21 protein-coding genes are annotated in these 25,050 nt (G+C 74.2%); 2 read left to right on the top strand and 19 right to left on the bottom strand.

Annotation, left to right across the window (positions count from 1 at the left end):
- Positions 1-141: 141 nt before the first annotated feature.
- From CBOVI_RS01600 to CBOVI_RS01535, 14 genes are all read right to left on the bottom strand, one after another.
- Entirely contained in the window at positions 142-1,875 is a 1,734-nt protein-coding gene (locus tag CBOVI_RS01600; RefSeq protein WP_010272861.1) for a cytochrome c biogenesis protein ResB, read from the bottom strand.
- Between the two features lie 136 nt (positions 1,876-2,011).
- Entirely contained in the window at positions 2,012-2,800 is a 789-nt protein-coding gene (locus CBOVI_RS01595; protein WP_010272863.1) for a cytochrome c biogenesis CcdA family protein, read from the bottom strand.
- 13 nt (positions 2,801-2,813) lie between these two features.
- Positions 2,814-3,416: a TlpA disulfide reductase family protein gene (locus CBOVI_RS01590; RefSeq protein ID WP_029158024.1), complete on the bottom strand. Its 603-nt coding sequence runs from the start codon at positions 3,414-3,416 to the stop codon at positions 2,814-2,816.
- Positions 3,417-3,760: 344 nt separating this feature from the next.
- Complete coding sequence (locus CBOVI_RS01585) at positions 3,761-4,366, bottom strand: histidine phosphatase family protein (RefSeq protein ID WP_010272867.1); 606 nt, start codon at positions 4,364-4,366, stop codon at positions 3,761-3,763.
- 212 nt (positions 4,367-4,578) lie between these two features.
- The gene (gene hemL / locus CBOVI_RS01580; protein ID WP_260431527.1) at positions 4,579-5,904 is read right to left on the bottom strand and encodes a glutamate-1-semialdehyde 2,1-aminomutase; all 1,326 of its coding nucleotides are present in this window, start codon (positions 5,902-5,904) and stop codon (positions 4,579-4,581) included.
- 110 nt (positions 5,905-6,014) lie between these two features.
- Complete coding sequence (locus CBOVI_RS01575; RefSeq protein ID WP_083825991.1) at positions 6,015-8,705, bottom strand: heavy metal translocating P-type ATPase; 2,691 nt, start codon at positions 8,703-8,705, stop codon at positions 6,015-6,017.
- 13 nt (positions 8,706-8,718) lie between these two features.
- Positions 8,719-9,288, bottom strand: a complete 570-nt coding sequence (locus tag CBOVI_RS01570) for a hypothetical protein (RefSeq protein ID WP_050798195.1) — start codon at positions 9,286-9,288, stop codon at positions 8,719-8,721.
- Between the two features lie 2 nt (positions 9,289-9,290).
- Entirely contained in the window at positions 9,291-10,430 is a 1,140-nt protein-coding gene (locus CBOVI_RS01565; RefSeq protein WP_183273726.1) for a DUF308 domain-containing protein, read from the bottom strand.
- Positions 10,431-10,503: 73 nt separating this feature from the next.
- Positions 10,504-11,148 carry a hypothetical protein gene (locus tag CBOVI_RS01560; protein ID WP_010265284.1) on the bottom strand — a complete coding sequence of 215 codons (645 nt, stop codon included), beginning with the start codon at positions 11,146-11,148 and terminating at the stop codon, positions 10,504-10,506.
- 58 nt (positions 11,149-11,206) lie between these two features.
- Positions 11,207-12,235 (bottom strand): porphobilinogen synthase, encoded by a 1,029-nt coding sequence (gene hemB, locus CBOVI_RS01555; protein ID WP_010265287.1) that lies wholly within the window; start codon positions 12,233-12,235, stop codon positions 11,207-11,209.
- A 102-nt stretch (positions 12,236-12,337) separates the two neighbouring features.
- Entirely contained in the window at positions 12,338-14,275 is a 1,938-nt protein-coding gene (locus CBOVI_RS01550) for a uroporphyrinogen-III synthase (protein WP_125206623.1), read from the bottom strand.
- 335 nt (positions 14,276-14,610) lie between these two features.
- Complete coding sequence (gene hemC / locus CBOVI_RS01545; RefSeq protein WP_010271238.1) at positions 14,611-15,675, bottom strand: hydroxymethylbilane synthase; 1,065 nt, start codon at positions 15,673-15,675, stop codon at positions 14,611-14,613.
- On the bottom strand, positions 15,672-17,216 hold the full coding sequence (locus tag CBOVI_RS01540; protein WP_050798248.1) for a glutamyl-tRNA reductase: 1,545 nt from the start codon (positions 17,214-17,216) through the stop codon (positions 15,672-15,674). Before CBOVI_RS01540 ends, hemC begins: the two co-directional genes overlap by 4 nt.
- 265 nt (positions 17,217-17,481) lie before the next feature.
- Positions 17,482-17,742, bottom strand: a complete 261-nt coding sequence (locus CBOVI_RS01535) for a glutaredoxin family protein (RefSeq protein ID WP_010271244.1) — start codon at positions 17,740-17,742, stop codon at positions 17,482-17,484.
- A 144-nt stretch (positions 17,743-17,886) separates the two neighbouring features.
- On the opposite strand from CBOVI_RS01535, the gene CBOVI_RS01530 reads away from it, so the two are divergent.
- On the top strand, positions 17,887-19,281 hold the full coding sequence (locus CBOVI_RS01530; protein WP_010271246.1) for an HAD family hydrolase: 1,395 nt from the start codon (positions 17,887-17,889) through the stop codon (positions 19,279-19,281).
- Positions 19,282-19,532: 251 nt separating this feature from the next.
- Here CBOVI_RS01530 and CBOVI_RS01525 read toward each other — a convergent pair whose 3' ends face one another.
- The 5 genes from CBOVI_RS01525 to CBOVI_RS01505 form a co-directional block, all read right to left on the bottom strand.
- On the bottom strand, positions 19,533-19,634 hold the full coding sequence (locus CBOVI_RS01525; RefSeq protein ID WP_003855542.1) for a 30S ribosomal protein bS22: 102 nt from the start codon (positions 19,632-19,634) through the stop codon (positions 19,533-19,535).
- A gap of 241 nt (positions 19,635-19,875) precedes the next feature.
- On the bottom strand, positions 19,876-20,076 hold the full coding sequence (locus tag CBOVI_RS01520) for a helix-turn-helix domain-containing protein (protein WP_010271248.1): 201 nt from the start codon (positions 20,074-20,076) through the stop codon (positions 19,876-19,878).
- Positions 20,077-20,415: 339 nt separating this feature from the next.
- Positions 20,416-21,258: a pyrroline-5-carboxylate reductase gene (gene proC, locus CBOVI_RS01515; RefSeq protein ID WP_029157947.1), complete on the bottom strand. Its 843-nt coding sequence runs from the start codon at positions 21,256-21,258 to the stop codon at positions 20,416-20,418.
- A 174-nt stretch (positions 21,259-21,432) separates the two neighbouring features.
- Complete coding sequence (locus CBOVI_RS01510) at positions 21,433-22,575, bottom strand: Rv0497 family membrane protein (RefSeq protein ID WP_183273725.1); 1,143 nt, start codon at positions 22,573-22,575, stop codon at positions 21,433-21,435.
- 207 nt (positions 22,576-22,782) lie between these two features.
- Complete coding sequence (locus CBOVI_RS01505) at positions 22,783-23,757, bottom strand: Ppx/GppA family phosphatase (RefSeq protein WP_050798227.1); 975 nt, start codon at positions 23,755-23,757, stop codon at positions 22,783-22,785.
- A gap of 162 nt (positions 23,758-23,919) precedes the next feature.
- Between CBOVI_RS01505 and CBOVI_RS01500 the strand changes: the two genes are divergently transcribed.
- Positions 23,920-24,984: a DUF3109 family protein gene (locus CBOVI_RS01500; protein WP_010268100.1), complete on the top strand. Its 1,065-nt coding sequence runs from the start codon at positions 23,920-23,922 to the stop codon at positions 24,982-24,984.
- Positions 24,985-25,050 lie beyond the last annotated feature (66 nt).

Raw genomic sequence — 25,050 nt, 5'->3', positions numbered from 1 at the left:
TGTTACGCCCGCCGGGACCGGCAGGAGTCCGGCGCGCGGCGGACCGCGCGTTCTGTCTCACGGTACCCGCGGCAGGCCGCGCGTTCCGTCTCACGGTACTTCTGCGACGCGGCAGAAGGCAACCGGTTCAGCCGCACATCCTCAGCTCCCGTCCGCGTCGGCCGTGCCGTCGCTCCCGGGCTGGTCGGACCGCGTCCGGGACCGTCGGGGGAGCTCCGTCATCTCGGCGTCCCCGGAGGGGTCGTCGTCCCAGTCGTTCCACCCGGCGTCGACCTGATCGAACTCCTCGTCGAGCTCCTCCTCCTCGAGGTGGAGCAGGCGCTCGGCGATGCGGTTGAACTCCGTGCCCCAGCCGGCGCTGTCCGTCCGGGCGAGGCCGGCGATCTCCAGGCGCGTCGTCGAGTCGTCGACCGGCACGACGCGCACCCAGAACCGGCGGCGCTTCGTGATGAGCGAGCCGACGAGGCTCACGATCATGACCACGGCCGAGACGAGCACCCACTGGACCGTCGGGTCCCGGCGGACCTGGAGGTTGACGAACTCCTTGGCCCCGTCGAAGGAGACCTTCGTGCCGTCGTCGAGGGTCGTCGACTCCCCCTCGCGGAGGTTGACCCGGTCGATCTTCTCCAGCGCTCCGCTGTGCACCTGGGACGTGTCGAGGGAGAAGATGTCCTGCGAGACACCCGAGTCGAGCCCCGTGTCGCCGCGGTAGACGTCCACCGCGACCGCCGGGTCGCGCAGCCCCGGGTACGACGAGCTGAGCAGGGAGTTCCGCTCCCCGGAGAACTCGGCCGTCGGGGCGAACAGCCCCTGGATCGCCAGCTGGTGCTTCCGGCGTTCCTGCAGGTCCGGGTACATGCCGGCGGGCGGGTCCATCTTCAGGGCGCCGGAGGAGAGGAAGTTCGTGAGGTCGTCCGGGCGGAACTGGATGGTCTCCGTCCGCTTCTCCCCGTTCGGCCACGTCACGGTGAACGTCGGCGCGTAGCCGTGGCCCTGCAGGTAGATGCCGTCGCCGTCGATCTCGAGCGGGTGGTTGACCCGGAGCTGCTTCTTGTTCCACTCCGACGTCGGCTTCAGCGCGTCCTCGCCCTCGGCCCAGTCGACGTTCGAGGTGAACATCGTGGCCTGCCCGTTCGGCAGGTAGTCCGCGGTGAAGTCCTTGACGTTCACGCAGTACGGCGTGAGCGTCGTGCCGTCGAACAGCGGGCCGCTGCGCATCGAGTCGAAGTTGGACACGGCGGAGTTGCAGAACTGCGAGTTCTCCGTGCCCGCGATGACGATGACCTGGCCCTCGTAGTAGACCATCCGGCCGACGGCCACGGTGACGAGCAGGCACACGAGCGACAGGTGGAACACGAGGTTGGAGAACTCCCGGAGGTAGCCCTTCTCCGCCGCGTAGGACCACTGACCCGCCCGGTCCCCGTCCGCCGGGGTCTCCCCGCCGCGCCACCGGCGGAACTCCGCGCGGATCTCGTCCTTCGCCTGCTCCGCGGAGATGTCGACGGTGCGGACGACGTGGTTCGGCAGCCGCCCGAGCCGCCGCGGGGCGGCCGGCGGGTTCCGCCGCAGCGCCTTGTAGTGGTCCCACGTGCGGGGGATGATGCAGCCCACGAGCGAGATCATGAGCAGCATGTAGATCGCCGCGAACCAGCCGGAGCTGAACACGTCGAACAGGCCGAGCTTGTCGAAGATCTTCGCCGTCGTGCCGTTGGCCTGGATGTACTCGACGACGTTGCCCCGGTTGAGCGACCGCTGCGGCAGCAGCGCCCCGGGGACGGCCGCGAGCGCCAGCAGGAACAGCAGGACCAGCGCCGTCTTCATCTTCGTCAGCCACTGCCAGCCCTTCTTCGGCCAGGCCAGGATGCGTCTCAGCATGGGGTCCCTTCTCTTCCGGTGTGCGCCCCGCGGGGCCGTGGTGGTGGTTCGGTGTGTCGTCTGCGGTCGGTCGTCGGTGGTGTCTCTGCTGCGGTCGGTCGTCGTCGGTGGTGGTGGTCCGCGGACCCGCGGCCGGTCACACGGGCAACGTCGTGTCCGAGATGAACCACTGCCGGATCCAGTCCACGAACACGGCCCACTGCCCGGTCACGAGCAGCACGCCGACGAGCACGAGCAACGCCCCGCCGACGAGCTGGATCGTCCGCGAGTTCCGGCGCAGCCACCCGACCCCGCGCAACGCCCGGGACGACCCGAGCGCGACGAGGACGAACGGCAGGCCGAGGCCCAGGCAGTACGCGACGATGAGGGTGACGCCCCGCACCGCCGTCATGCCGGCCGTGCCCGTGGAGACGGAGATGATGGAGGCGAGCGTCGGCCCCAGGCAGGGGGTCCAGCCGAGGGCGAACACCCCTCCCAGCAGCGGGGCACCGGCGACCGTCGACCACGCCCGGGGCACCGCCCGCGTGTCCGTCTGCAGCGGCCGGATGAAGCCCATGAACACGACGCCCATGAGGATCGTCACGACGCCGCCGACGCGCATGAGCAGCTCCTGGTTGAGCTGGAGCGCGCGGATCGCCCCGAAGACCGTCGCCGTCGCGAGGACGAACACGACCGTGAAGCCGGCGACGAACAGCAGCGCCGCCCCCGCCGCCCGCGACCGCCGGGCCGTGACGAGCGTGCCGGCCTTCGTGTACTCCGTCTGCGCGCCGACGACCCCGGCGAGGTACGAGATGTACCCGGGGACGAGCGGGATGACGCACGGCGAGGCGAAGGACACCACGCCCGCGACGGCCGCCGCGAGGAGCGCGAGGATGATCGGCCCGTCGGCCGCCGTGTCCGCGAAGGTCTGCCCGATGCCGCTCATGTCCGGCTCCCCGTCACTCGCCGAGGAGCGGCTCGACGGCCGCCCACAGGTCGGTGTCGGTGACCTCGCGGAGGAAGATCTTCGCGGGGCGGTGCTGCTTGTCCAGCACGATCGTCGTGGGGATCACGGAGGCCGGCAGGCCGCCGAGGGCGAGGGCGGACTTGAACGGCGGGTCGTAGATCGACGGGTAGGTGATCCCGTTGTCCGTGACGAAGTCCCGGGCCTTGTCCCGCGCGTTGTCGCGGACGTTGATGCCGAGGAGCGTGCCGCGGCCGTCCTTGTCCAGCTTCTCCTGGACGCGCTGGAGGTCGTCGGACTCGCTGCGGCACGGGCCGCACCACTGCCCCCAGGAGTTGAGGACGACGACCTTGCCGTCGTAGTCGCTGAGCCGGATCGTCGTGCCCGGCTGCATGAGGGAGTCGCCGGTGATGTTCCCGACGGGGCGGCGGTCGTCCTGGTCGTAGGTGATCTCGGTCTGCCCGCCGGGGGACACGAACTCGAAGCTGCCGCCGACGGCGACGGCGTCCTTGCCGGCCGTGGCGTTGTACCCGCAGCCGACGAGCGCCGCCCCCGCGAGCGCCACCGCGGCGGCCGCGGCGACGGACCGGCGGATCATCGGGCCCGGTGCGCGCCCCGGGTGGGTGGGGCGGAGGGACGCGGTGCGGTGTCCCCGGCGTCCGGTGTCGCCGCCGCGTGCGGCGGTCTCCGCGTCATGCTCGCCGTGAGTGTCCACTGTGGGGTCGGTCCTTCCGTGCTGTGCCTCGGCCCGGGGGCCGTCGGGGCCGGGGGCTCCGGCGGCGGCTCTGGCTCTGGTGTGGTGGGTGGTCGGTCGGGGTGGTCGGTGGTGGGTGGTGCTGGTCTGTGGCTGGTTTGTGCTGTTCTGGTGGGCGGTGGTCGGTGGAGGGGGACGACGCCGCCCTCCCCCGGCCGCGCGGCCCCGGCGGGGCCGACCGCCGCCCGTCAGATCGCGGCGGCGGGTTCGGAGTAGACCATCTCCACCAGCTCGGACCCGTCGAAGATCAACGACGTCACCGACGCGAGGGCGCACTGCCGGTCCGCCGGGTTGTGGGCCAGCGGCCGGCCCAGCACGTCCCGCTGCACGCAGACGACGGGGAGCTGGTGGGTCACGCACACCGCCTCGTGCCCCTCGGCCGCGTTGCGGGCGCGGGCCACGGCCCGCCACATCCGCTCGACGATCCGCGGGTACGGCTCACCCCAGCCGGGGATGTCCGGGCGGACGAGCATCGGCCACCGGCGCGGGTTCCACAGCGCGGAGCGGATCCCCTTGATGTGGAGTCCCTGGAGGTCGTTGCCGGCCTCGAGGAGGTCGGTGTCCACGGTGACCGGGCACCCGGTGGCCTCGGCCAGCGGCGCGGCGGTCTCCTGCGCCCGCTCGAGCGGGGAGGCGGCGATGTGCGTGATGTCGTGGTCCCCCAGGTCCGCGGCGACGGCGGCGGCCATCTGCCGTCCGCGGACGGACAGGTGCCACCCCGGGAGTCGCCCGTAGAGGATCCGGTCCGGGTTGTGGACCTCACCGTGACGGACCAGGTGAACGATCGTTGCCATACCGGGTACCTTACCGCCCGGGGCGTCCCGCGCCTAAGCGGCCGGCGTCCGGCCACCCGGCGGCGGCCGGCCCGCACCCCGGCGGGAAGGTGCTGGTCACGGCCCCGCCACCGGGGCTGCGGGGCACATTGGGGAAAGCTGGCGGTTGTGCCGGTTCCCTGGGAGTTCACTGACCCCGCCGGCGCCGGGCCCCCGCCACCGGCGCCGGACCGTCACCGCCCGGTCGGGGGCGTCGCCGCCGCGGCGGCCGCGGCGGCCGGGGCGAGGGCCTTCTCGATGACGGCGAAGTCGTCGTCGGTGAGGGCCGTGGAGACGAACCACGTCTCGAAGACGCTCGGCGGGGCGAACACCCCGTGGTCGAGCAGCGTGTGGAAGAACGGGGCGAACCGGAAGGTCTCCGCCGCCTGCATGTCGGCGAAGGACGTCCCCTCCCCCTCGGCGAAGCGGACGGACAGGAACGTCGCCGCCCGCTGGACGTGGTGCGCCACGCCCTCCCGGTCGAGGGCCTCCCCGACGAGCCCGGCCAGCCGGTCGGCGTTCGCCGCGAGGGTGCGGTACGTCTCCTCCGTCGCGAGCTCGAGGGACGCCAGCCCGGAGGCGACGGCGACGGGGTTCCCGGACAGGGTGCCGGCCTGGTACACCGGCCCCTCCGGGGCGAGGTGGTCCATGATCTCCGCCCGGCCGCCGAAGGCCGCGGCGGGCAGCCCGCCGGAGACGACCTTGCCGAACGTCGTGAGGTCCGCGGCGACGCCGTCGACCCCGAACCAGCCCTGCCGGGAGGTGCGGAAACCCGTCATGACCTCGTCGAGGATGAGCAGCGCCCCGTTGTCGTGGGCGAGGTCGAGCAGCGCCCGGTTGAACGGGGTCCCGTCGGCGGTCGGCTGCGGGGCGACGGTGCCCATGTTGCCCGCCGCGGCCTCGACGATGACGGCGGCGACCCGCCCCTCGTTCTCCGCGAAGGCGGCCCGCACGGCGTCGATGTCGTTGTAGGGGACGACGACCGTGTCCGCGGCCGCCGCCTCCGTGATCCCGGGCGAGTCCGGCAGCCCGAACGTCGCGACACCCGAGCCCGCCGAGACGAGGAGGGAGTCCACGTGGCCGTGGTAGCAGCCCTCGAACTTGATGATGCGGTCCCGCCCGGTGTAGCCGCGGGCGAGGCGGACGGCGGACATCGTCGCCTCCGTGCCCGAGTTCACGAGCCGCACCTTGTCGACGCTCGTCCGCCCGGCGATGGTCTCGGCGAGCCGGACCTCCTCCGTCGTCGGGGAGCCGAAGGACAGGCCGCGGCCGGCGGCGTCCCGGACGGCCTCGACGATCCGCGGGTGGGCGTGGCCGTGGATCATCGGACCCCACGAGCACACGAGGTCGACGAACGTGTTGCCGTCGACGTCGTGGAGGTGCGACCCCGCCGCCGAGGTGATGAACGGCGGCGTGCCCCCGACCGCGCCGAAGGCACGGACCGGGGAGTTCACGCCGCCGGGGATGACGGCGCGGGCGCGGGCCATGTCGGCGGCGCTGGTGGTCAGGTCGATGCTCACGGGATCCTCCTGGTCGGGGTGTGCGGGCGGGCCCCGTCAAGGATAACGGCCGACGGCGCGCGCCCCCGCGACCCGGGCCCCCGCACCGGTCGGCGTCGTCCCCCCCCCGGTCAGGCCTCCTCGCCGACGGTGAGGTTCCGCCCGGCCCACTCCCGGACCCGGATGCCGATCCTCCGCAGGCCGGCGGCCTCCCCCATCTGCGAGCGCGAGTAGTCCCGCGAGAGGATCCGCGACGACCGCCACTCGATGAGCGAGGACGAGCCGAGCATGAGCACCGTCGCGAGGAGCGGGTGGAGCACCCCGGACACCGCGAGGACGATCGCGCCGAGGTTGTACGGCCAGGCGAGCCAGATGTTCCAGTCGACCGTCGCGCGGACGTGCCGGGTGAGGTTCACGGCCTCGGGGATGGCGGTGATGTCCTCGCGGATGAGGACGACGTCCGCCTCCGCGTTGTCGATCCGGTCGGCGGAGCCCATGAGGATGCCGACGTCGGCGACGGTGAGGCAGTCGAGCACGTCCTTGTCCCCGACCATCGCGACGTTCGCGCCCTGCGCGTGGACGCCGCGGACGGTCGCCTGCTTCCGGTTCGGCGCGATGCCGGCGAGGACCGTCGAGATCCCGAGGCTGTCCGCGACCTTCCGGGCGACCGGGTACGTGTCGCGGGTGAGCATGAACGTCTCGATGTCCATGTCCTCGAGCCGGTCGACGGCGTCGGCGGCGTCGGGCTTGGGGAAGTCGGCGACGTTGATGACGCCCCGGACCCGCCCCTTCCAGGACACGACGAGGGGCGTGCCACCGGACACGGCCGCGCTGACCATGCGGAAGTCACGGAGTTCGGAGACGTCCCGGGGCCGCCAGAGGCTCGCCTCGGTGTGGCGGGTCTCGACCTCGCCGGTGCGGGGGTCGGTGACGGGGATGTCGACGACACCCGTGAACGACCCACGGTCGGTGACCGTGACCGTGTCGACGTCGAGCCAGTGGGGGACGGAGTCCCCGCCGGTGCCGGCGTCCCGGGCCTCCCGGTCGGCGCGGACGATCGCCCGGGACACCGCGTGGTCGGACTCGAGGCTCAGCGCCCCGGCGACGCGGAGGACGAGCTCCGGGTTCTCCCCCGCGGCGGCGGTGAGGTTGACGACGCGCATCGGCCCCGAGGTCAGGGTGCCGACGCGGTTGAAGATGATGGAGTCGACGACGGCGAGCTTGTGGATCGTCGACGTGTCCCGGAGCAGGGTGCCGTTCGCCGCCGCCCGGGCGAGGCCGAGCCGCAGGCCCAGGGTGGTGGACAGGGCGAGGGCGACGGGGGCGACGCACGCGAGGACGGACAGGCTCGACGCGAACGCGGCCTGGATGTTGCCCGTGACGAGGATCCACATGAGCAGGTCCACGCCCGCGACGACGAACGCCCACGGGACGAGGATCGACGCGGTCCGCGTGGCGAGCTGCGCGAGGCGGTTCTCCTCCCGGTCGGCGTTGCCGATCCACCGGCCCATCGCGGCGAGGCGCGTCCGCGACCCGGTGCGGGACACGCGGATCTTCACCGCCCCGCCGAGGACGCGGGCCCCGGCGTAGATCCGGTCGTCGACGGTGACCTCGGTCGTGCGGGTCAGGCCGCCGACGGGACCCATGTCGACGGTCGTCTTGCCGCCGACGACGACGCCGTCCGACGGGACGAGCCCGCCGGAGTGGACGATGATGTCGTCGCCGACGCGGATCTCCGCCGTCGCGATCTCCGACTTCACCGGCTTGCCGGCCCGGTCGTTGCGGACCACGGTGACCTGCACGGTGCTCGGCACCCGGAGGGAGGACAGCAGCCCCCGGGACCGCAGCTGGCTGCGGCGGGACAGCAGCCGGCCGAAGAGGAGCAGGACCGTGGCCCCGCACGCGACGTCGAGGAACAGCGAGCCGGCGACGACGTCGGCGTAGTCCATCGCCATGAGCACCGGGCGGCTCGTCCAGCCCGGGGCGCCGGTGCCGTTGTGCCAGCCGTCGTTGAGCAGCACCCACACCGAGTAGGCGTAGCCGCCGAGGATCGCGACGGACGAGGCGGCGTCGAGCGCGGACATGCCCCGGCGGAGGCCCGCGATGGTCGCCCGGTGGAACGGCCACGCGCACCACGTCACGACCGGTGTCGCGAGGGCGAGGGACACCCACTGCCAGTAGGGGAACTGCCACGCCTCGACGACCTGGAGGGCGATGACGGGCAGGCCGAGGAGCACGGCGACGATGAGCCGGGCCTTCGTGATGAGCTCCCGGGCGGTGTAGAGCACGTCGGTGCCGGCGACGCCGCCGCGGCGCTGCGGCCCGAGGGGGGCGTGCTCCCGCTTCCGGCGTTCCATGAGCATCCGGGCGCGTTCGTGCGTCGCCCGGTGGCGGCGCATCCGGCGGCGGCGGTCGGAGATCGTCAGGCGGTCGGCGCGGCGGCGCAGGGAGGTGTCGGTGAGCCAGGACTCCACGCCGGCGTCGGTGATCGTCGCCCGGACGTCGTCGGGGGTCATGGTGTCCGGGGCGGTCACCCAGGCCATGCGGGAGGAGTAGACGACGGTCGCGTCCACGCCGGGCATGGACCGCAGCGCCCGTTCGAGCTGGCCGGCGTGGACCGCCGAGGTCAGCCCGTCGAGGTGGAAGGCGAACGTCGTGAGCGCCGCGCCCTCGCGGCGGGCGAGGCGGTCGTGGTAGCTGAAGTCCCCGTCGGCGTGGCTGTCCACCCCGGCCGCGCGGGCGGCCTCCTTCGCTTCACGGATGACGTCGTCGACCCTGTTCGGGCCCCCGCCGGGCGGCGTGGGTGGTGGCGCGGATGCCATGGATGCGTCAGACCTAGCTTTCGTCGGGGCGGGCGTCTGGTGTCCTGCCGGGGCGGGCGTCACCGGGCAGGTGGCCGTCCCCGTCCGGCTCCGCGCCGGGGGCGGGGCGGCGGAAGTACGGCGTCACGGACGGACGGTACATCGCCAGGCACGCGGCGGCGAGGACGACGGCGATGACGGCCTGGCCCGCCGCCCCGAGGGCGAAGAGGAACGCCGCGAGAGTGAAGAACAGCGTAACCGCGGCGACGGCGAGAGTCCACCGCCGGCGCCGGGCGTCACCGCGTCGCACGGAGGGGGCGAGCCACGCGAGGGCGAGCGCGCCGACGATCTGCACCGTGCCGACGACGCGCATGTTCACCGACCGGTTGCGGATGTACTCGCGGTGGGCGGCGTCGACCCCCTCGGGCCGGTCCACGGACCACAGCACGACGCCCATGATGAGCAGGAGCACGCTGACGAGGAGGAGCAGGACCGTCGCCACGGTGACGGCGGTCGGCACGCCGTCGCCCTCGGTCCAGACCCGGACCGCGCGGTTGCGGTCGCGCGGGTCGGGCCGCCCCGGGGTCGGCATCATCGCGGGCACGGTCAGTCCTCCCGTCCGTCGCGCGGGGTGGAGCCGGTCGAGCCGCTGTACGGGCTGGACCCGGTGGAGCCGTCCGGCTCGTCGACCGGGCGGGCGTGCCGTCCGGTCGGGGGCACGCGCACCGGCCCGGTCGCCGGACGCGGCCCGCGGTCGCGCCCGTCGTTCCGGTCACGGTCGCGGGTGTGGTCCCGGTCCCGGTCGCCGGCGGTGCCCCACTGTGCCTCGGGCTGCTGATGCCCCTGCGGGGTGGGCTGCGGCTGCCCCTGCGGGGTGCGCGGATCCCGGTCGGGGGTCGACGCGGGCGGCCACACCCGCGTCGGCTCCGGCGCCGGGGCGGGGTTGCGCCCGTCGCGCCCGCCGTGCCCGGCCGGCGTCCCCCGCCCGCCGACGACGTGGTCCGGACGTCCCCGCCCGGTGCCGTGTCCGTCGCCGGCCGCTCCCCCACCGGACCGCCCGGACCCGCCGGAGCGGTCCCCGTCGTCCCGCCGGGACCCCGGGCGACCCTGGCCGGCCCCGCCGACCTCCGGGATGCCGAACCACGCCCGGTTCTCCGGCCGCGAGATGAAGTACAGGCCGAGGCCCGCCGCGACCCCGGAGAGGATGACGACGACCCCGATCGCGAGCACGAGCACCGTGCTCGTCGACCCCGGCGGCGTCGCGAACACCATGAGCACGGCGTTGAGGATGAGGTAGACCGACCCGATGCTGAGGAACGTCCGCGAGTACACCGCCCCCCGGCTCACCCGCCGGACGAGCACGCCGCACACCACCGCGATAACGAGGAGGATGAGCGTGCTCACGATCGCCGACGCGGCGACGAGGGTGTTCTCCGAGATCCCGTCCGGGATGGTCATCGAGTCCAGCTGCTCGCGGACCTGACGCCGCTGCTCGGACGGGTCGAGGAGCACGGAGACCAGCTGGAGCAGCGCATAGATGATCTGCAGCCCGGTGACGGCGTACCAGCACCGGACGCCGGTGCGCACGTTCTCCGGCGCACCGGACGGTGACGGGGCGAGCCCGCCCGGCCGCCCGATGCGGGGCGGACGGTCCGGGTCCGGCGGCGGCGTCCCCGTCGACTGCGGGGACTGGCCACGGGGCGCGGTGCCCTGCGGCGACTGCTGGGGTCTGTGCTGTTCGTTCATATGCCTGCCCACTCTAGTAGGCGCACCGGACAGGCACCGGGCGGCCGACGACGCGCCGGCCCGACGGGGCCGGTCAGCGCACGCGCGCGGACTCGATCCGGGTCGGTGCCGCGTAGGCCGTCGCGGCCACGCACACGATCCCGGCGAGGGTGACGAGCACCCGCCAGTTGCCGTCGAGAAGTCCCCCGAGCAGCACCCACGCGACCGCGGCGGCCACGGCCAGGGCGACGACGGCCACGGTGAAGAGGTTCTCGTTGCCGGTGCCCGCGACGGGGATGTACAGCAGCCCGGCGACGACCCCGGCGAGGCCCGTGCCCGCCCCGGTGATCACGGCCGCGCCCGCGCCCCGCGCCGGCACCCCGGTCACGGTCGAGATGACGAGGTCGACGAGGAAGATGACGACGAAGGACACCACCGCGGCGAGGACCGCGAGGACGATGAGGTTGACGACGACGCGGCGGACGTCGAAACTCCCGGCCAGCAGCCCGGACCCCGCGCCGGCGCCGTCGTACCCCGCCCCCTCGTACCCGGTGCCGTACCCGGGACCGTACCCCTGGCCGTACCCGGCCCCGGCCCCGTCACCGTAACCGTGGCCGTACCCGGCGGCGTCGTACCCCGGGCGCGCCTCGTAGCCGCCCTGACCCGCCTGGTACCCGGCCGGGTACCCGCCGGTGCGGCCGTCCTCCCCGTACGGACCCGGGGTCTGGTTGTGCGCCATCGTGAGGTCTCCTTTCGCTGGGTTCCCCTAGCACGGTACGCGACGCGCCCCCGGCGGGTCAGCCCCGCAGCAGCCGCGCGGCCTCCGTCGCCCAGTACGTGAGGATGATGTCCGCCCCGGCCCGCCGGATGCCCGTGAGGGACTCGAGCACCGCGGCCTCGCGGTCGATCCACCCCTTCTCCGCCGCGGCGCTGATCATCGCGTACTCGCCGGAGACCTGGTACGCGGCGACGGGGACGGGGCTCATGTCCGCGACCGTCCAGACGATGTCGAGGAACGGCATCGCCGGCTTGACCATGACGATGTCCGCCCCCTCGTCGATGTCCGCCTGCACCTCGACGAGGGACTCGCGGCTGTTGCGCGGGTCCTGCTGGTAGGCCCGTCGGTCCCCCTGGAGGCTGGAGCCCACGGCCTCGCGGAACGGGCCGTAGAAGGCCCCGGCGTACTTCGCGGAGTAGGCCATGACGGCGACGTCGGTGAAGCCCCGCCGGTCGAGCGCGTCGCGGATGACCCGCACTTGGCCGTCCATCATCCCCGACGGGCTGACGAGGTGGGCCCCGGCCTCGGCCTGGGCGACGGCCATGTCGGCGTACAGCGGGAGGGTGGCGTCGTTGTCGACGACGGTCGCGCCGTGCCGGTCGGTCGCGAGCACCCCGCAGTGCCCGTGGTCGGTGAACTCGTCGAGGCACGTGTCCGCGCACACGAGGATGTCGTCGCCGAACCGTTCGCGGACGGCGCGCACCCCGCGGTTGAGGATGCCGTCGGGGTCGAGGGCGACGGACCCGGTGGCGTCCTTGTCCTCCGGGCGGGGCACGCCGAACAGGTCGACCGCGCCGACGCCGGCGTCCGCGGCCTCCTCGACGGCCCGGAGCAGGGAGTCCACGGTGTGCTGGACGACGCCCGGGAGGGAGGAGATGGGCCGGGGCGCGTCGATCCCCTCGGCGACGAACATCGGGAGGATCAGCTGGCGCGGGGCCGGCTCCACCTCGGCGACGAGGTTGCGCATCGTCGCCGACGAGCGCAGCCGGCGGGGCCGGCGGACGGGGAGGATCGGGTCGTGGTCGGGGTGTGCCTCGGTGTCAGCCATGTCCCCGATGCTACCCCCGGGGCTCCCGGCCCCCGGCCCCGTCCCGGGTCAGTCCGGGCTACGCGCCGGCCCCCTCCCGACCCCGACCCGGCCCAGTCCCGGCTACGCGCCGGTCGTCGGCCGCCGCTTCCGCCGCCGCTTCCGGGGCGCGGGCAGCTGCCCCTCGGCCCGCAGGTGCGCGACGTGGTCGGCGAGCGCGTCGACGAGCTCGGGGACGCCCGCCTGCTCCGGCATGACGTCCACGCGCAGCCCGTGTTCGCGCGCGGTCTGGGCGGCCATCGGCCCGATGCACGCGATGATCGTCCGGGCGTGCGGTTTCCCGGCGATGCCCACGAGGTTCTTCACCGTCGACGAGGACGTGAAGCACACGGCGTCGAACCCGCCGGTCTTGATCATGTCCCGGATCTCGGGGCTCGGCGGGGCCGCGCGCACGGTCCGGTAGGCGACGACGTCCTCGACCTCCCAGCCGAGGGCGAGCAGCCCGTCGACGAGGACGTCGGTGGCGATGTCCGCCCGGGGCAGGAGCACCCGGTCGACGAGGTCGAGGTCCGGGTCGTACGGGGGGAAGACGTCGACGAGTCCCGACGCGTTCCGCGCGTTGTCCTTCGGCAGCAGCTCCGGGGTGATGCCGAGGTCCCGCACCGCCTGCGCGGTCTTCGTCCCGACGGCGGCGACGCGCACCCCGGCGAGGGCGCGGGCGTCGAGCCCGAACTCGGTGAACTTGTCCCACACGGCCTTCACCGCGTTGACCGAGGTGAAGACGATCCAGTGGTAGCGGCCGTCGACGAGCCCCTTGACCGCCCGTTCCATCTGGGCGGAGCTGCGCGGCGGCTCGACGGAGATCGTCGGCACCTCCATCGGGATCGCCCCGTGCGCGGCGAGGCGGGCGCTCATCGGCCCGGCCTGGTTCTTCGCCCGGGGCACGAGGACGGTCCAGCCGTACAGCGCCCGGTTCTCCCACCAGGAGTACTTGCTGCGGCTGCCGACCTGCGCGCCGAGGGTGACCACGAGTTCGTCGGGGAGGTCCTCGTCGCGGAGGGTCTGGCCGGTGACGGCGGGGAGCGAGGTGAGGTTCTCGAGGGTCGTGTCGTAGGTCCGCTGCCGTCGGGTGGTGCCGTGCACGGTGACGGTGGCGGGGGTCGACGCCGCGAGTCCGCGGCTCGTCAGCTCCCCGGCGATGACCGGCAGGTCGTCCGGGCCGGCGGTGAGGATGAGCGGCATCGGCGCGGCGGCGAGCTGGTCCCAGTCGACGTCGCCGCCGTTCTCGGAGCCGGTGGCCCGCCCGGAGCGGACGTCGGCCTCCGTGAAGCCCCCGGCGGTGCCGATGCCGGTGAAGGCCGGGACGGCCCCGCCCCCGGTCATGCCGGGGACGACCTGGAACTCGACGCCGAGGGCGGCGACCTCCTGGAGTTCCGCCATGACGGCCGGGTTGCTCACGGGGTTGCCGGCGACGAGCCGGACGACGTCCCCGCCCTCGCGCGTGACGGCGACCATCGCGCGGACGAGCTCGGCGGCGGAGAGGTGCTCGACGCGTTCGCCGGCCTCGCAGTGCACGTGGGCGTCGGCCGGGCCGGACTCCGGGGAGGCCGCGGCGTCCGTGGCGGTGCCGGTGCCGGTGGCGGTGTCCGTGCCGGTGGCGGCGTCGGACCCCCGTCCCGTGCCGGCCGTACCGGCGGCACCGGCGGCGTCGGCCCCGGGGCACGCCGCGTCACCGCAGGTCCCGGCCGGGGGCACGAGCACCGTCTCGGCGGCGGTCGGCGGCGTGGGCCGGGGTGGCCGGCGGCGGGCGCCGCTCTCCCGGGCGGCCTCGACCTCGGCCTCCCAGGCCTGCTGCGCGGCGTCGAGCTTCTCCTGCGGCACGGGGAGCGCGGACGCGATGAGCGACCGGACCGCCGTGGACACCGCGGGGTCGACCCAGGCGTGGGCGGTGTTCTCCAGCACGTCGCGCGCACGCACGGTGAGGAGCTCCGGATTTCCCGGCCCGGCGCCGACGAACAGGACACGTCCCTGTCCCGGCGGGGTGATACCGGCTGTTGTCATCTGTTGGCTTTCTGGTCGGTCGTTGTCGGTGGGCGGGGGTCGGTGGTCGGGGGCGGCGGTGGTCGGTGGTCGGTGGCGGTCCGTGGTGGCCGGGGCGGCGGGCCCGGTCCACCGGGGCCCGGGCCGCGCACCGCCGGGAGGCCCCGTCGGGGTGCGCCGGCGGTGGGCGACGGTGGTGCCGTGGTCCCCGGGGATCCCGGGACGCCGTGGTGCCGTCCGGCCGGGGCGGTGGTCCCGGGTGCGGCGGTGGCCGGTGGTGTGGTCACCGGCCGGGGTCCGTGGGCCACGGCCCGGGACGGCGGCCACCCGGGGCGGCGGACCGTCCCGGACCCCGGCTACTCGGACCCGGCGACGATGGTGGCCGCCCCGGCGTCGAGGAGTCTGCGCCCCACGGCCCGCCCGGTCTCGCGCGCTGTGCCGCGCCAGTCCGCGCCGGGCCTGAGGTCGATGTCCGCCGTGACCGTCCGGGTGATCCCGTGGCTGCCGTCCAGGGCGAACACGCCACCGTGCACGGTGAGCGTCAGGGCCGGTGGCAGGTCGCGTCCGGGCGGGAGGTCGCGGCGACCGTCCGGGGTGTCCCGTGCGGCTCCGCCCTCCGGGCCGGTACCGGTCGCGCGGATCTCGGACCACGCGGCGACGGGGGCGGTGCACCCGGCCTCGAGGGTCGCGAGGATCTCCCGCTCGGCGACGGCACCGGCGTGGGACACCGGGTCGTCGAGCGCGGCGACGGCGGCGACCGCGGCGGCGTCGTCGGCCCGGACCTCGACGCACAGCGCACCCTGCGCCGGGGCGGGCATGAGGACGGTGGGGTCGAGCGTCTCGGTCACGCGGTCGAGGCGGCCGACGCGCTCGAGTCCCGCGCGGGCGAGGATGACGCCGGCGAGGTCGTCCGGGCCGTCACCGACGCGGCCCATGCGGGTGTCGATGTTGCCCCGGATGGGGATGATCCCGAGGTCGGGTCGCGCCGCCCGGAGCTGCGAGACCCGGCGGGGGGCACCGGTGCCGACGCGCGCCCCCGCGGGCAGGTCGCGGAGACCCCGGCCGCCCGCCGCGACGAGCACGTCGCGGACATCGGCGCGGGCGGGCACGACCTGCACGAACCGGTCGTCGGGGGCGGTGGGGAGGTCCTTGAAGGAGTGCACGGCGACGTCGCACTCGCCGGCGGCGAGGGCGGTGCGCAGCGTCTCGGTGAAGACGCCGACGCCGATCCGCGTCACGGGTGTCTGCGCGGCCTGGGAGGCGTCGCCCGGGGTGTGGACGATGTGCAGTTCGGCGCGGTGGCCGGCCCGCTCCAGCGCGTCGCGGACCGTCCCCGTCTGCGTCGTCGCGAGGGTGCTGCCGCGCGTCCCGATGCGCAGCACCCGGGTGCCGTCGTCCGTCCGCCGCCCGTCCGCCGTCACGACGCCTCAGCCTCGCCGGTCGTGGTGCCGGTGGTGCCGGTCCCGGTCGCGGTCGTGCCGGCGGTGCCGGTGGCGCCGGTGGTCCCGGTCGCGGTGGCGCCGGTCGTCCCGGCCCCTGCAGCATCGCCGCCCTGGGTGAGGACGTTGGCGATGCGCGCCTTGCCCGCGTCCCCGGGCTCGATGACCTGGGACACCGCGGCGGACGTGCCGACCTGAAGGTTGAACAGCTCCGCGAGGGCGTCGGCGTAGTTCACGGCCCCGCCCCGGGCACTGTCCGCCCGGGTGGAGAGCTTCTTGACCTGCACGGTCGGCGCGTGGAGAAGTTTGTCGACGACGCGCCGCACCGTGCGCTCGACCTCGTGCCGGTCGGCGTCGGACATGTCCGGGGTGCGGCCGGCGAGCGCGGCGAGCTCCTCCCGGGCCACCTCGGCGGCCCGGGTGCGCAGCGCCTTGACCGTCGGGACGACGGACTGCACGCGCTGCTGCTCGAGGTACGACGTCAGCTCCTCGCGGACGATGTCCCGCGCCGCGTGGGCGTCCGGGGCCTCGTCCCCCGCGAGGGTCGTGAGCTCCTCGATGTTCAGCAGGGTCACGCCCGGGACGTCCCCCGCGCGGTCGTCGATGTCCCGGGGCATGGACAGGTCGCAGAGCACCATCGGCCGGGCCGTCGCCGCGTCCCCCGGTCCCCGTCCGTCCATCGCGGAGAGGATCGCGTCGTCCCCGATGACCGTCCCCACCGCACCGGTGGCGGACACGACGATGTCCGCGTCCGCGAGCCGCGCCGGCATGTCCGCGAGGGACACCGCATCGGCCGGCACCCCGGCCTCCCGCGCGTGGGCTGCGAGGTTCTCCGCCCGGGAGACCGTCCGGTTCGCGACGGTGACGTGCTCGATCCCGAGCCGCCCGAGGTGGCTCGACGCGAGCGACGCCATCGCCCCCGCCCCGACGATGACGGCCCGGCGACCCGCGAGATCCGTGACCCCGAGGGACGCCATCGCGCGCCCGACGGCGAAGGACACCATCGACGCGCCCGTCTCGTCGACGGCCGTCTCCGTGTGGACCCGCTTGCCCGTGTGGAGCGCCCGCTGGGACAGGGCGTGGAGGGTGTTGCCGACGAGCCCGTGCTCGTCCGCGGCCTGGTAGGCGGCCCGCAGCTGGCCGATGATCTGCTGCTCGCCGACGACCATGGAGTCCAGGCCGGAGGCGACGTTGAGCATGTGCTCCGCCGCCGCGTCCGCGTACCGGACGTAGAGGTGCGGTTCGAGCTCCTCGACGGTGAGTCCGGCGAACCGGGCCACCGTCTCGACGATGTGGTCGAGGGCCGGGTGGAAGGCCGTCGTCGCGGCGTAGAACTCCATCCGGTTGCACGTCGACAGGACCATCGTCTCGGTGATCGCGTCCGTGTCCCGGAGCGCGGCCTGCAGGTCCGGCATGTCGGACTCGGGGACGGACGCCTTCTCCAGCACCGGCACCGGTGCCGAGCGGAAGGACAGACCGACGAGCAGAACGGCGGTGGTGCCGGACACGGCTAGCCCTGTCATCGGATGATGCCTCCCTGCGAATCCGTCAGTTCCGCGTGACCGCACGGCCGGGTGCCGGTGGTGCTCCACCGGGGCACGGCACAGCCGTTCGTCGATGCGGTTCACGGTTGGTACGAGTGTCTACGGTATCCCCTGCGACCCCCGATGACAAAAGCGGAAGGCCGTCTGTTATGGCGGACGGCCGCCCGGGCGCCGCTCCCTGCCTGCGCAGACGAGGCGGGCCCGGCGGAGGCGCGGTCAACCGCGCGGCGCTGCGGAGGCGCGGTCAGCCGCGGAGCGCGGCGGCCAGCTCGTCGTCGTCGACCTCCCAGCAGGCGAACTCCTCGTCGTCGACGAGCACGACCGGCACCCGGTCGCCGAACTCCACCGCGAGCGCGGGGTCACCGTCGACGTCGACGACGCGCAGCCCCGCCCCCGCCGCCGCGCACACCGGGGTGATCTGCGCCCGGACCCGTTCGCAGGACCCGCAGGTCCGCCGGACCAGCAACGTCACCCCGGGCACCGCCGCACCACCGTCACCTGTCATGACCCCGGATCCTAACACCGGGCCACGCCACCACCGCCGAGCCCGGACCGGAGGGTATTTTGGACGGGTGCCGGCGCGGCCGACAGACCCCGACCCCGACCACCGCACCGCTCCCGCGTCACCAACCTCCCGCGAAAGGCCCCCGTGAGCGATCCCCGTTCCGCCCTGACCGCCCTGACCGGTCCCCTGACCAGCCGCGCCCGCGGATGGTGGCTGCCCGTCTCGCGCGGGGGCCTGCGCCGGGTGCTGCGCACGACGGTCTTCCGCTCCCGGGGCGAGACGGCGCAGCGGATGGCCGGGCAGGCGTCCGCTGAGCTCGCCCTCGGCAGTCTCGGTGCCGGGCTCGACGCGCTGTACGCCGACGTCACGACGGGTCCGGTCGTCGCGGGCTCCTCCGATCTCGCCGTCGTGGACCTCACGGTCACCGGGGACGACGGGGACGCCTCGGCGGCGGACGGGGACGACGGGAACGACCACGCCGGCGACGCGTCGGCGGCCGACCGGAGCACCCCGGCGGCCGACGCCCCCGGCGACGTCGAGGACGTCTCCGGCGAGGACGCCGCCGCCCTCCTCGCCCGCGAGGGCTACTCCACCGACGACGCCTCCTTCGGCCGCCTCGCCCGGACGTACGGCGTCGAGGGCCACGAGCTCCGCACCGGCCTGCGCACGGTCGGCGGCGCCCGGGACGCCGCCGGCGGCACGAACCGCCTCAACACCCCGGACCCCCTCATCCCCCAGGACGCGGGCGCGGCGGCGTTCTTCGACGTCGACAACACCCTCATCCAGGGCGCGTCGATCCTCCTCTTCGCCCGGGGTCTCGTGCGCCACCGCTTCTTCTCCGTGTCGCAGGTCCTCGACTTCATCTGGATGCAGCTGAAGTTCCGCGTGTCGGGCCAGGAGGACCTCGACGACGTCGCGGAGGGCCGTGAGCACGCGCTGTCGATCGTCGCGGGCCGGTCGGTGGCGGAGGTCACGGAGCTCGCGGAGGACATCTGGCAGTCGCGGATGGCGGGCCGGATCTTCCCGGAGACGCGCGCCCTCGCGGAGATGCACCTGCAGGCGGGGCACGACGTCTGGCTCGTCACCGCGACCCCGGTGCAGCTCGCGCAGATCATCGCCCGGGAGCTGGGGTTCACGGGCGCGCTCGGGACGGTCGCCGAGGTGCGCGACGGCGTGTTCACGGGCCGGCTCGTCGGCGACATCCTCCACGGCGCGGGGAAGCGTCACGCGGTCGCGGCGCTCGCGGCGTACGAGAAGCTGGACCTCAGCCGGTGCACGGCGTACTCGGACTCGATCAACGACATCCCGATGCTGTCGATGGTCGGCACGGCCGTCGCCGTGAACCCGGACTCCCGGCTGCGGGAGACGGCCCTGGCGAACGGCTGGGAGGTGCGGGACTACCGGGGGGTGCGCGGGATCGTGCGCCGGTTCGGGCCGGTCGCGGCGGCGGGGGCGCTCGCCGTCGGGGGGCTCGGGCTGGTCGGGGCGGTGACGACGCTGTCCCTGCGCCGGAGGGGTCGCCTGCGCCGTCGCCGGTGACGGCACCGGGGACGACGCCGCCCTGCGCCGGAGCACCGGCGCGCACGACCGGGCCGCGCCCGGGTGGCATCCCCGGCTCCGCGCCCGGACACGAGAAAAGCGCAGACCCCGTCGGTGACGGTGGTCTGCGCTGGTCCCGGTTTGTCCGCTGTGTCAGCCGGAGGACACCGGGTCGCCGCGACGGCGTGACAGCCGGCGCGGGGCGGATCCGACGCCCCGGGCAACCCCGGGGCGCGACGCGACGGGTCCGCCTACTTACCGAGCTTCCGGCGCTGAACGCGGGTACGGCGGAGCATCTTGCGGTGCTTCTTCTTCGACATGCGCTTGCGGCGCTTCTTGATGACAGAACCCATCGGGCGTCCTCGCTTTGCTCTCTCGGAATCGTGGTCTCAGTTGGGACGCCCCGGACGGGCGCCCAGTCTGTCGGTCCCCCACCGGAGGCTCCACCGGCGGACGGTAGCGGCGTTGACCGGTCCCGACACGAATGGTCCTATTTTAGCGGTCGAGACCCCGTGACCACAAAAAAGCCCCTCCGGACCGTCCCGGGAACTGCGTCCCGGACCGCTCCGGAGGGGTCGTGCCGGTGGACCCGGATCAGCCGGCCTTTCCCGCGTTGTACACGGAGGAACCGAGGTACTCCTCCACGGCGTGCTCGTGCACCCGGAAGGATCGGCCCACGCGCACCGCCGGGAGTTCACCCGAGTGCACGAGGCGGTAGACGGTCATCTTCGACACGCGCATGAGGTCCGCGACCTCCGCGACGGTGAGAAAAGTTCCGCTGTCAGTGTTTGCCATATGTCCCATTCCTAACGACGCACGTACGCGCTGCAGGCTTCCCCTCCTGCAGATGCTTGACACGCAAGCGCTCGATTCATCCTAGCGTTAATTGAGTGACAATTGCGACATGGAGTGGCGGATCCTGACGGAACATCACTTCACGGGCAGCTGTCGACTGGAGTTCACCGCTGTGCACTGCTGGTCACGGGGGCGACTGATGTCCACCCCTGACCACCCCTGAGTGTGGTGGGACGACGGGGACGGGTGGAACGGGTGTGACACCGATCCACCCCGTCAGCCCCCGCCGTCGCAGGCCGAGCCCGCGCACCGCCGGCGCACCGGCGTCCGCAGGCTGTGTCAGGAGTCGTCGCCGTCGCGGTCGGCCGGGCGGCCGAGCTCGACCGACCGGTCGTGGGCGGCCTGGAGGGCGCGGAAGAACGCCGACCGCAGACCGTTCTCCTCGAGGGCCCGCACGCCCGCGGACGTCGTACCCCCGGGGCTGGTGACCTTCGCGCGGAGGGTCGACGGATCGTCCTCCCCCGCGGTGATCATCGCGGCGGCACCCTCGATCGTGCCGGCGGCCAGCGTCGTCGCGAGGTCCCGGGGCAGCCCCAGGTTGACCCCGGCGTCGACCATGGCCTCGGCGACGAGGAACAGGTACGCCGGGCCGGAGCCGGAGACGGCGGTGACCGCGTCGATGTCCTTCTCCGCGACCGTCACGGCGGTGCCGACGGCCTCGAGGAGACTGCGGACCGCCTCGACCTGCTCGTCGTCAGAGAAGCGCCCGCCGGCGACGGCGCACACCCCCTTGCCCACGAGCATCGGCGTGTTCGGCATGACGCGGACGACGGGCGTGCCGACCGGGAGGACGCCCTCCATCGCCGCGATGGTCACGCCCGCCGCGACGGACACGACGACGGTGTCGTTGTCGTTGCCCTCGACCGTGTCGGCGATGCCCTCGAGGACGGGGAGGGTGATGTGGGGCTTGACGGCGACGACGATGTAGTCGGCGTCGTCGGCCGCCTCCGAGCCCTCGGTGCTCACGGTCACCCCGTACCGCTCACGGAGCGTGTCGATGCGCCCCTGCGACGGGTCGACGACCGTGATGTCCTTCGCCGACATGCCGTTGTCCGCGTTGATGAGACCGGACAGCAGGGCCTCTCCGATGTTTCCGCCACCAATGATTGCGATTCGAGTCATGGCCCCCAGCGTGCCAGTTTTCCCCCGGGGACGCCATGTGCCCGTTTCCCCGCCCCGTGCGGTCCGGCCCCGCGGCCGGGCTCTGCGGCCGGCTCCCCCACCGGTTCCCCGCCCCGTGCGGTCCGGCCCCCCGGCCGACTCCCCCACCGGTTCCCCCGGGGCGGGCCGGGTCCGTCAGACGCTCAGCAGGAGCCGCGGACCCACCGTGAGCACGAGGCCCACGATGAACGCGAGGATCATGAGGAGCGTGTCCCGGTGCCGCAGCAGCGCGTGGACGAGCCCGACGAGCACGAGCGTCACGGCGAGCGCGAGCACGAGCACGATGACGGACGACAGCGAGTTCCACAGCAGCGTGAACCCGAAGAACACGCCGACGCCGACGGCGATGGCGATGATCGCCTGGAGGATCATCATCGGCCACGAGATCGAGTCGTCCTCGTACTCGATGATCTCGTCCTCGGCGAGGTCCTCCTCGGTCGGGTCGCCGGGGGCCGGGTCGTGGACCGGGTGCACGGTCGTCGTCGCCCGGGCGTCGCGGTCGCCGCGCCGGTCGCGGTCGGTGTCCGCGGCCCGGTCGGCGGTGGTCCGGTCGGTGTCGGGGGTCGACGCCGCCGTCGTGGCGGTCGCGGCCGTCGCGCCGGCACCGGCCGTGGCGACGGTGGACGCCGCCGACGCCGTGGTCGCCGGACGCCCGGTGTCCCGGGAGTCGCGCCAGCGGGACCACGCCCCGGAGCCGCCGGCCGCGGCACCGCGGTCGTCGGACTCCGTGGTGGTCCGGGTGTCACGGGCGCCGCCGTCACGGGCGTCGCGGTCCCTGCGCTGCCCGGTCCCGGTCGCCGGGGACGCGGTGGTCCCGCCGGTCGCGGCGGCGTCGCTGACGACGCCCCGGCTCTGCGAGCCCCGGTGCGTCGCGCCCGAGCCGCCGCCGAGCAGGGCGGAGTCCGGCACGGTCGCGGTGATGTTCGTCGTCGCGGACGACGGCGTCGCCTCCCCGCGGGACGCCGGACGGGCGGCGGGCCGCCCCTGCGTGCGGGCGTCGCCCCCCGGGGTGCCGGTCGACCCGGCGGCGCCGGTCGTGCCGGTCGGGCGGGCCGACCCGGCGGCACCGGCGGTGCCCGTGGAGGGGCCCGTCGCGGAGTCGCGCGTCGCACCGTCCCGGACGACGGGGATGTCCCCCGTCAGTTCGGCGACGGAGACACCGCCGTCCTCCAGGCTGCGACGGCGACGCGGGCGGGCGGTCTCCCCGGAATCGTCCCCCCGCGCGGTTCGGGCATTGCGGGCAAGGAGCTCCGCAACCGTCAGCTTCTCGCTACTCATCAACAGGTCCCATCGTCATTCAACGTCACAGTCCGGACAGGTCGGCCCCCGGGGAATTCACGGGAATCCGCGGGGCGCCCGAAAGAAAGACTCCTCGACGTTGACTTTACAGTGAAAGTCCGATGTCACAGTGTAACCGCCCGCGCACGGTCGGGGGCAACACGGGCGTGCCGGACCGCACGCCCCACCCCACGGGCGTCGTGCCCGTCAGCTCCCGGACCCGAGCCCGAGCTCGTCGCCGGGGTCGAGCCCGAGGCCCCGCGCGGTGTCCGCCCGGCGGAGGATCACCCCTTCACGCAGGGCCCACGGGCAGATGTGGACGGTCTCGAGGTCGAGGTGGCGCATCGTCGCCTCGGCGACGAGCGCACCCGCGACGACCTGCTGCGACCGTTCGGGGCTGACCCCCTCCAGCTCCGCCCGGTCGGCGGCGGTCATCCGGGAGATGAACGCGATGAGCTGGCGCAGCCCCGCCTGCGTGACGGTGCGGCGGACCCGCGGCCCCGCCGACGACGGGGCGGCACCGGTGAGGCGGGCGAGCATCCGGAAGGTCTTCGACGTCCCCACCGCGAGGTCGGGCCGCCCGGTGGCGAGCAGCTCCTCGGCGGGGCCGGCGAGCACGTCGTCGATGTACCCGCGGAGGTCGGCGACGGCCCGGCGCGACGGCGGGTCGCTGTCGAGCCGGTCGTGGGTGAGGCGTGCCGCACCGAGGTTCACGCTGAGCGCGACGTCGGGCAGCTCGTTGACCCCGACGGACATCTCGAGGGAGCCGCCGCCGATGTCGAGGTCGCAGATCCGCCCGGCGGACCAGCCGTACCACCGGCGGACCGCGAGGAACGTGAGGCGGGCCTCGTCGGGACCGTCGAGGATCCGGAGCCGGACGCCGGTCCGCGCCTCGACGGTCGCGAGCACCTCCGCGGAGTTCGTCGCCGAGCGCAGCGCGGACGTCGCGAAGGGGAGCATCTCCCGGCACCGGAACTGCTCCGCCATCTGACGTGCCTGTGCCACTCCCTTGACGAGTTTCCGGACACCCCGGTCCGTGAGAGCGCCCTCGTCGTCAAGGTGCTCCACCAGCCGCATCGGGGTTTTCCAGTTACTCATCGGGGTCGGCGGACCGCCCTGCGCGACATCGACCACCACCAGGTGAACCGTGTTGCTTCCCACATCCAAGACACCTAAGCGCACCCGGACCACCCTAGTGGGTCTAGCGTGGTCCGGGTGGATGACCTGTCTCGACCCCCCGGCCCCGGTGACCCGCACACCCCACCGGACGCCCCGGCCACCGCGGCGTCGTCGGCCGCCCCCGGCCCCGGTGACCCGCACACCCCACCGGAGGCCCCGCCGACGGTGATCGCGTCGGGCTACCCCGACGGCACCCCCGCCGACCTCTCGGTCCGCGCCGGCCGCGAGATGCCGGACGACCACCCCCGCGAATGGCTCGAGTTCACCGACCCGGCGGACCCCGGCCACGTCATCCAGGTCGACCTCACGTGGCTGCTGTCCACGTACCGCTGCCGGTTCGGCACCGACCTCTGCCCGGGCATCGACGCCGCCAACGACGACGTCGGCTGCTGCGTCCACGGCGCGTTCCTCGTCGACGACGACGACCGCGACGCCCTCACCGCCGTCACCGCGCAGCTCACCCCCGACGACTGGCAGTACCTCGGGAGGGAGGGGGTTCACGACGCCGTGCAGGCGTGGTTCCGGGAGCGTGACGCCGTGGCCGACGGGGCGGGGTCAGGGACCGGGGACGCGGACGGTGGCGGGGGTGCCCCGGCCGGCCACCCCCCGACCGGCGGCGCGGCCGGGAGCGACGGGACCGGCGACGGGGACGGCCCGGTGACCCGGCCCGACACCCTCGAACCGTGGCTCGTCGAGGACGAGCTCGACGGCGACGACGGCCCGGAGCCGGCGCTGAAGACCCGCGTCGTCGACGGCGCGTGCGTGTTCGCCAACCGCCGCGGCTTCCCGGGCGGGACGGGGTGCGCGCTGCACTCCTGGGCCGTGCGCAACGACGTCGAGCTCACCGTCGCGAAGCCCGAGGTCTGCTGGCAGCTCCCGCTGCGGCGGCTCGAGGACGTCGAGACCCGGCCGGACGGGGAGGAGATCGTCCGCACGACGGTCACCGAGTACACCCGCCGCGGCTGGGGCGGCGGCGGGGAGGACTTCGACTGGTACTGCACCGGGGACCCGGCGTGCCACTCCGGCGGGGAGGCGCTGTGGCGCACGCACGAGGAGGAGCTGCGCGCCCTTCTCGGCGACCCGGGCTACGGGGTCGTGGCGGAGCACGGCCGGCGCCGGGAGGATCTCGCGGCGCAGCTGGCGCAGGTGCCGGGCGGCGTCGCCCCGAGCGGCCTGCCGCTGCTCGCCGTGCACCCGGCGACCGCCGAGGCCCGCCGGCGCGGACTGTGACCGGGGCGTGGGGTCCGCGCGGACGGTGACCGGGCCGGGTGGGCGCGCCGTGGACCGGGCGTCGTC

It is taken from the genome of Corynebacterium bovis DSM 20582 = CIP 54.80 (genome assembly GCF_030408615.1).
In the GTDB taxonomy this organism is placed as follows: domain Bacteria; phylum Actinomycetota; class Actinomycetes; order Mycobacteriales; family Mycobacteriaceae; genus Corynebacterium; species Corynebacterium bovis.
This window is presented reverse-complemented; position numbering and strand designations above follow the sequence as displayed.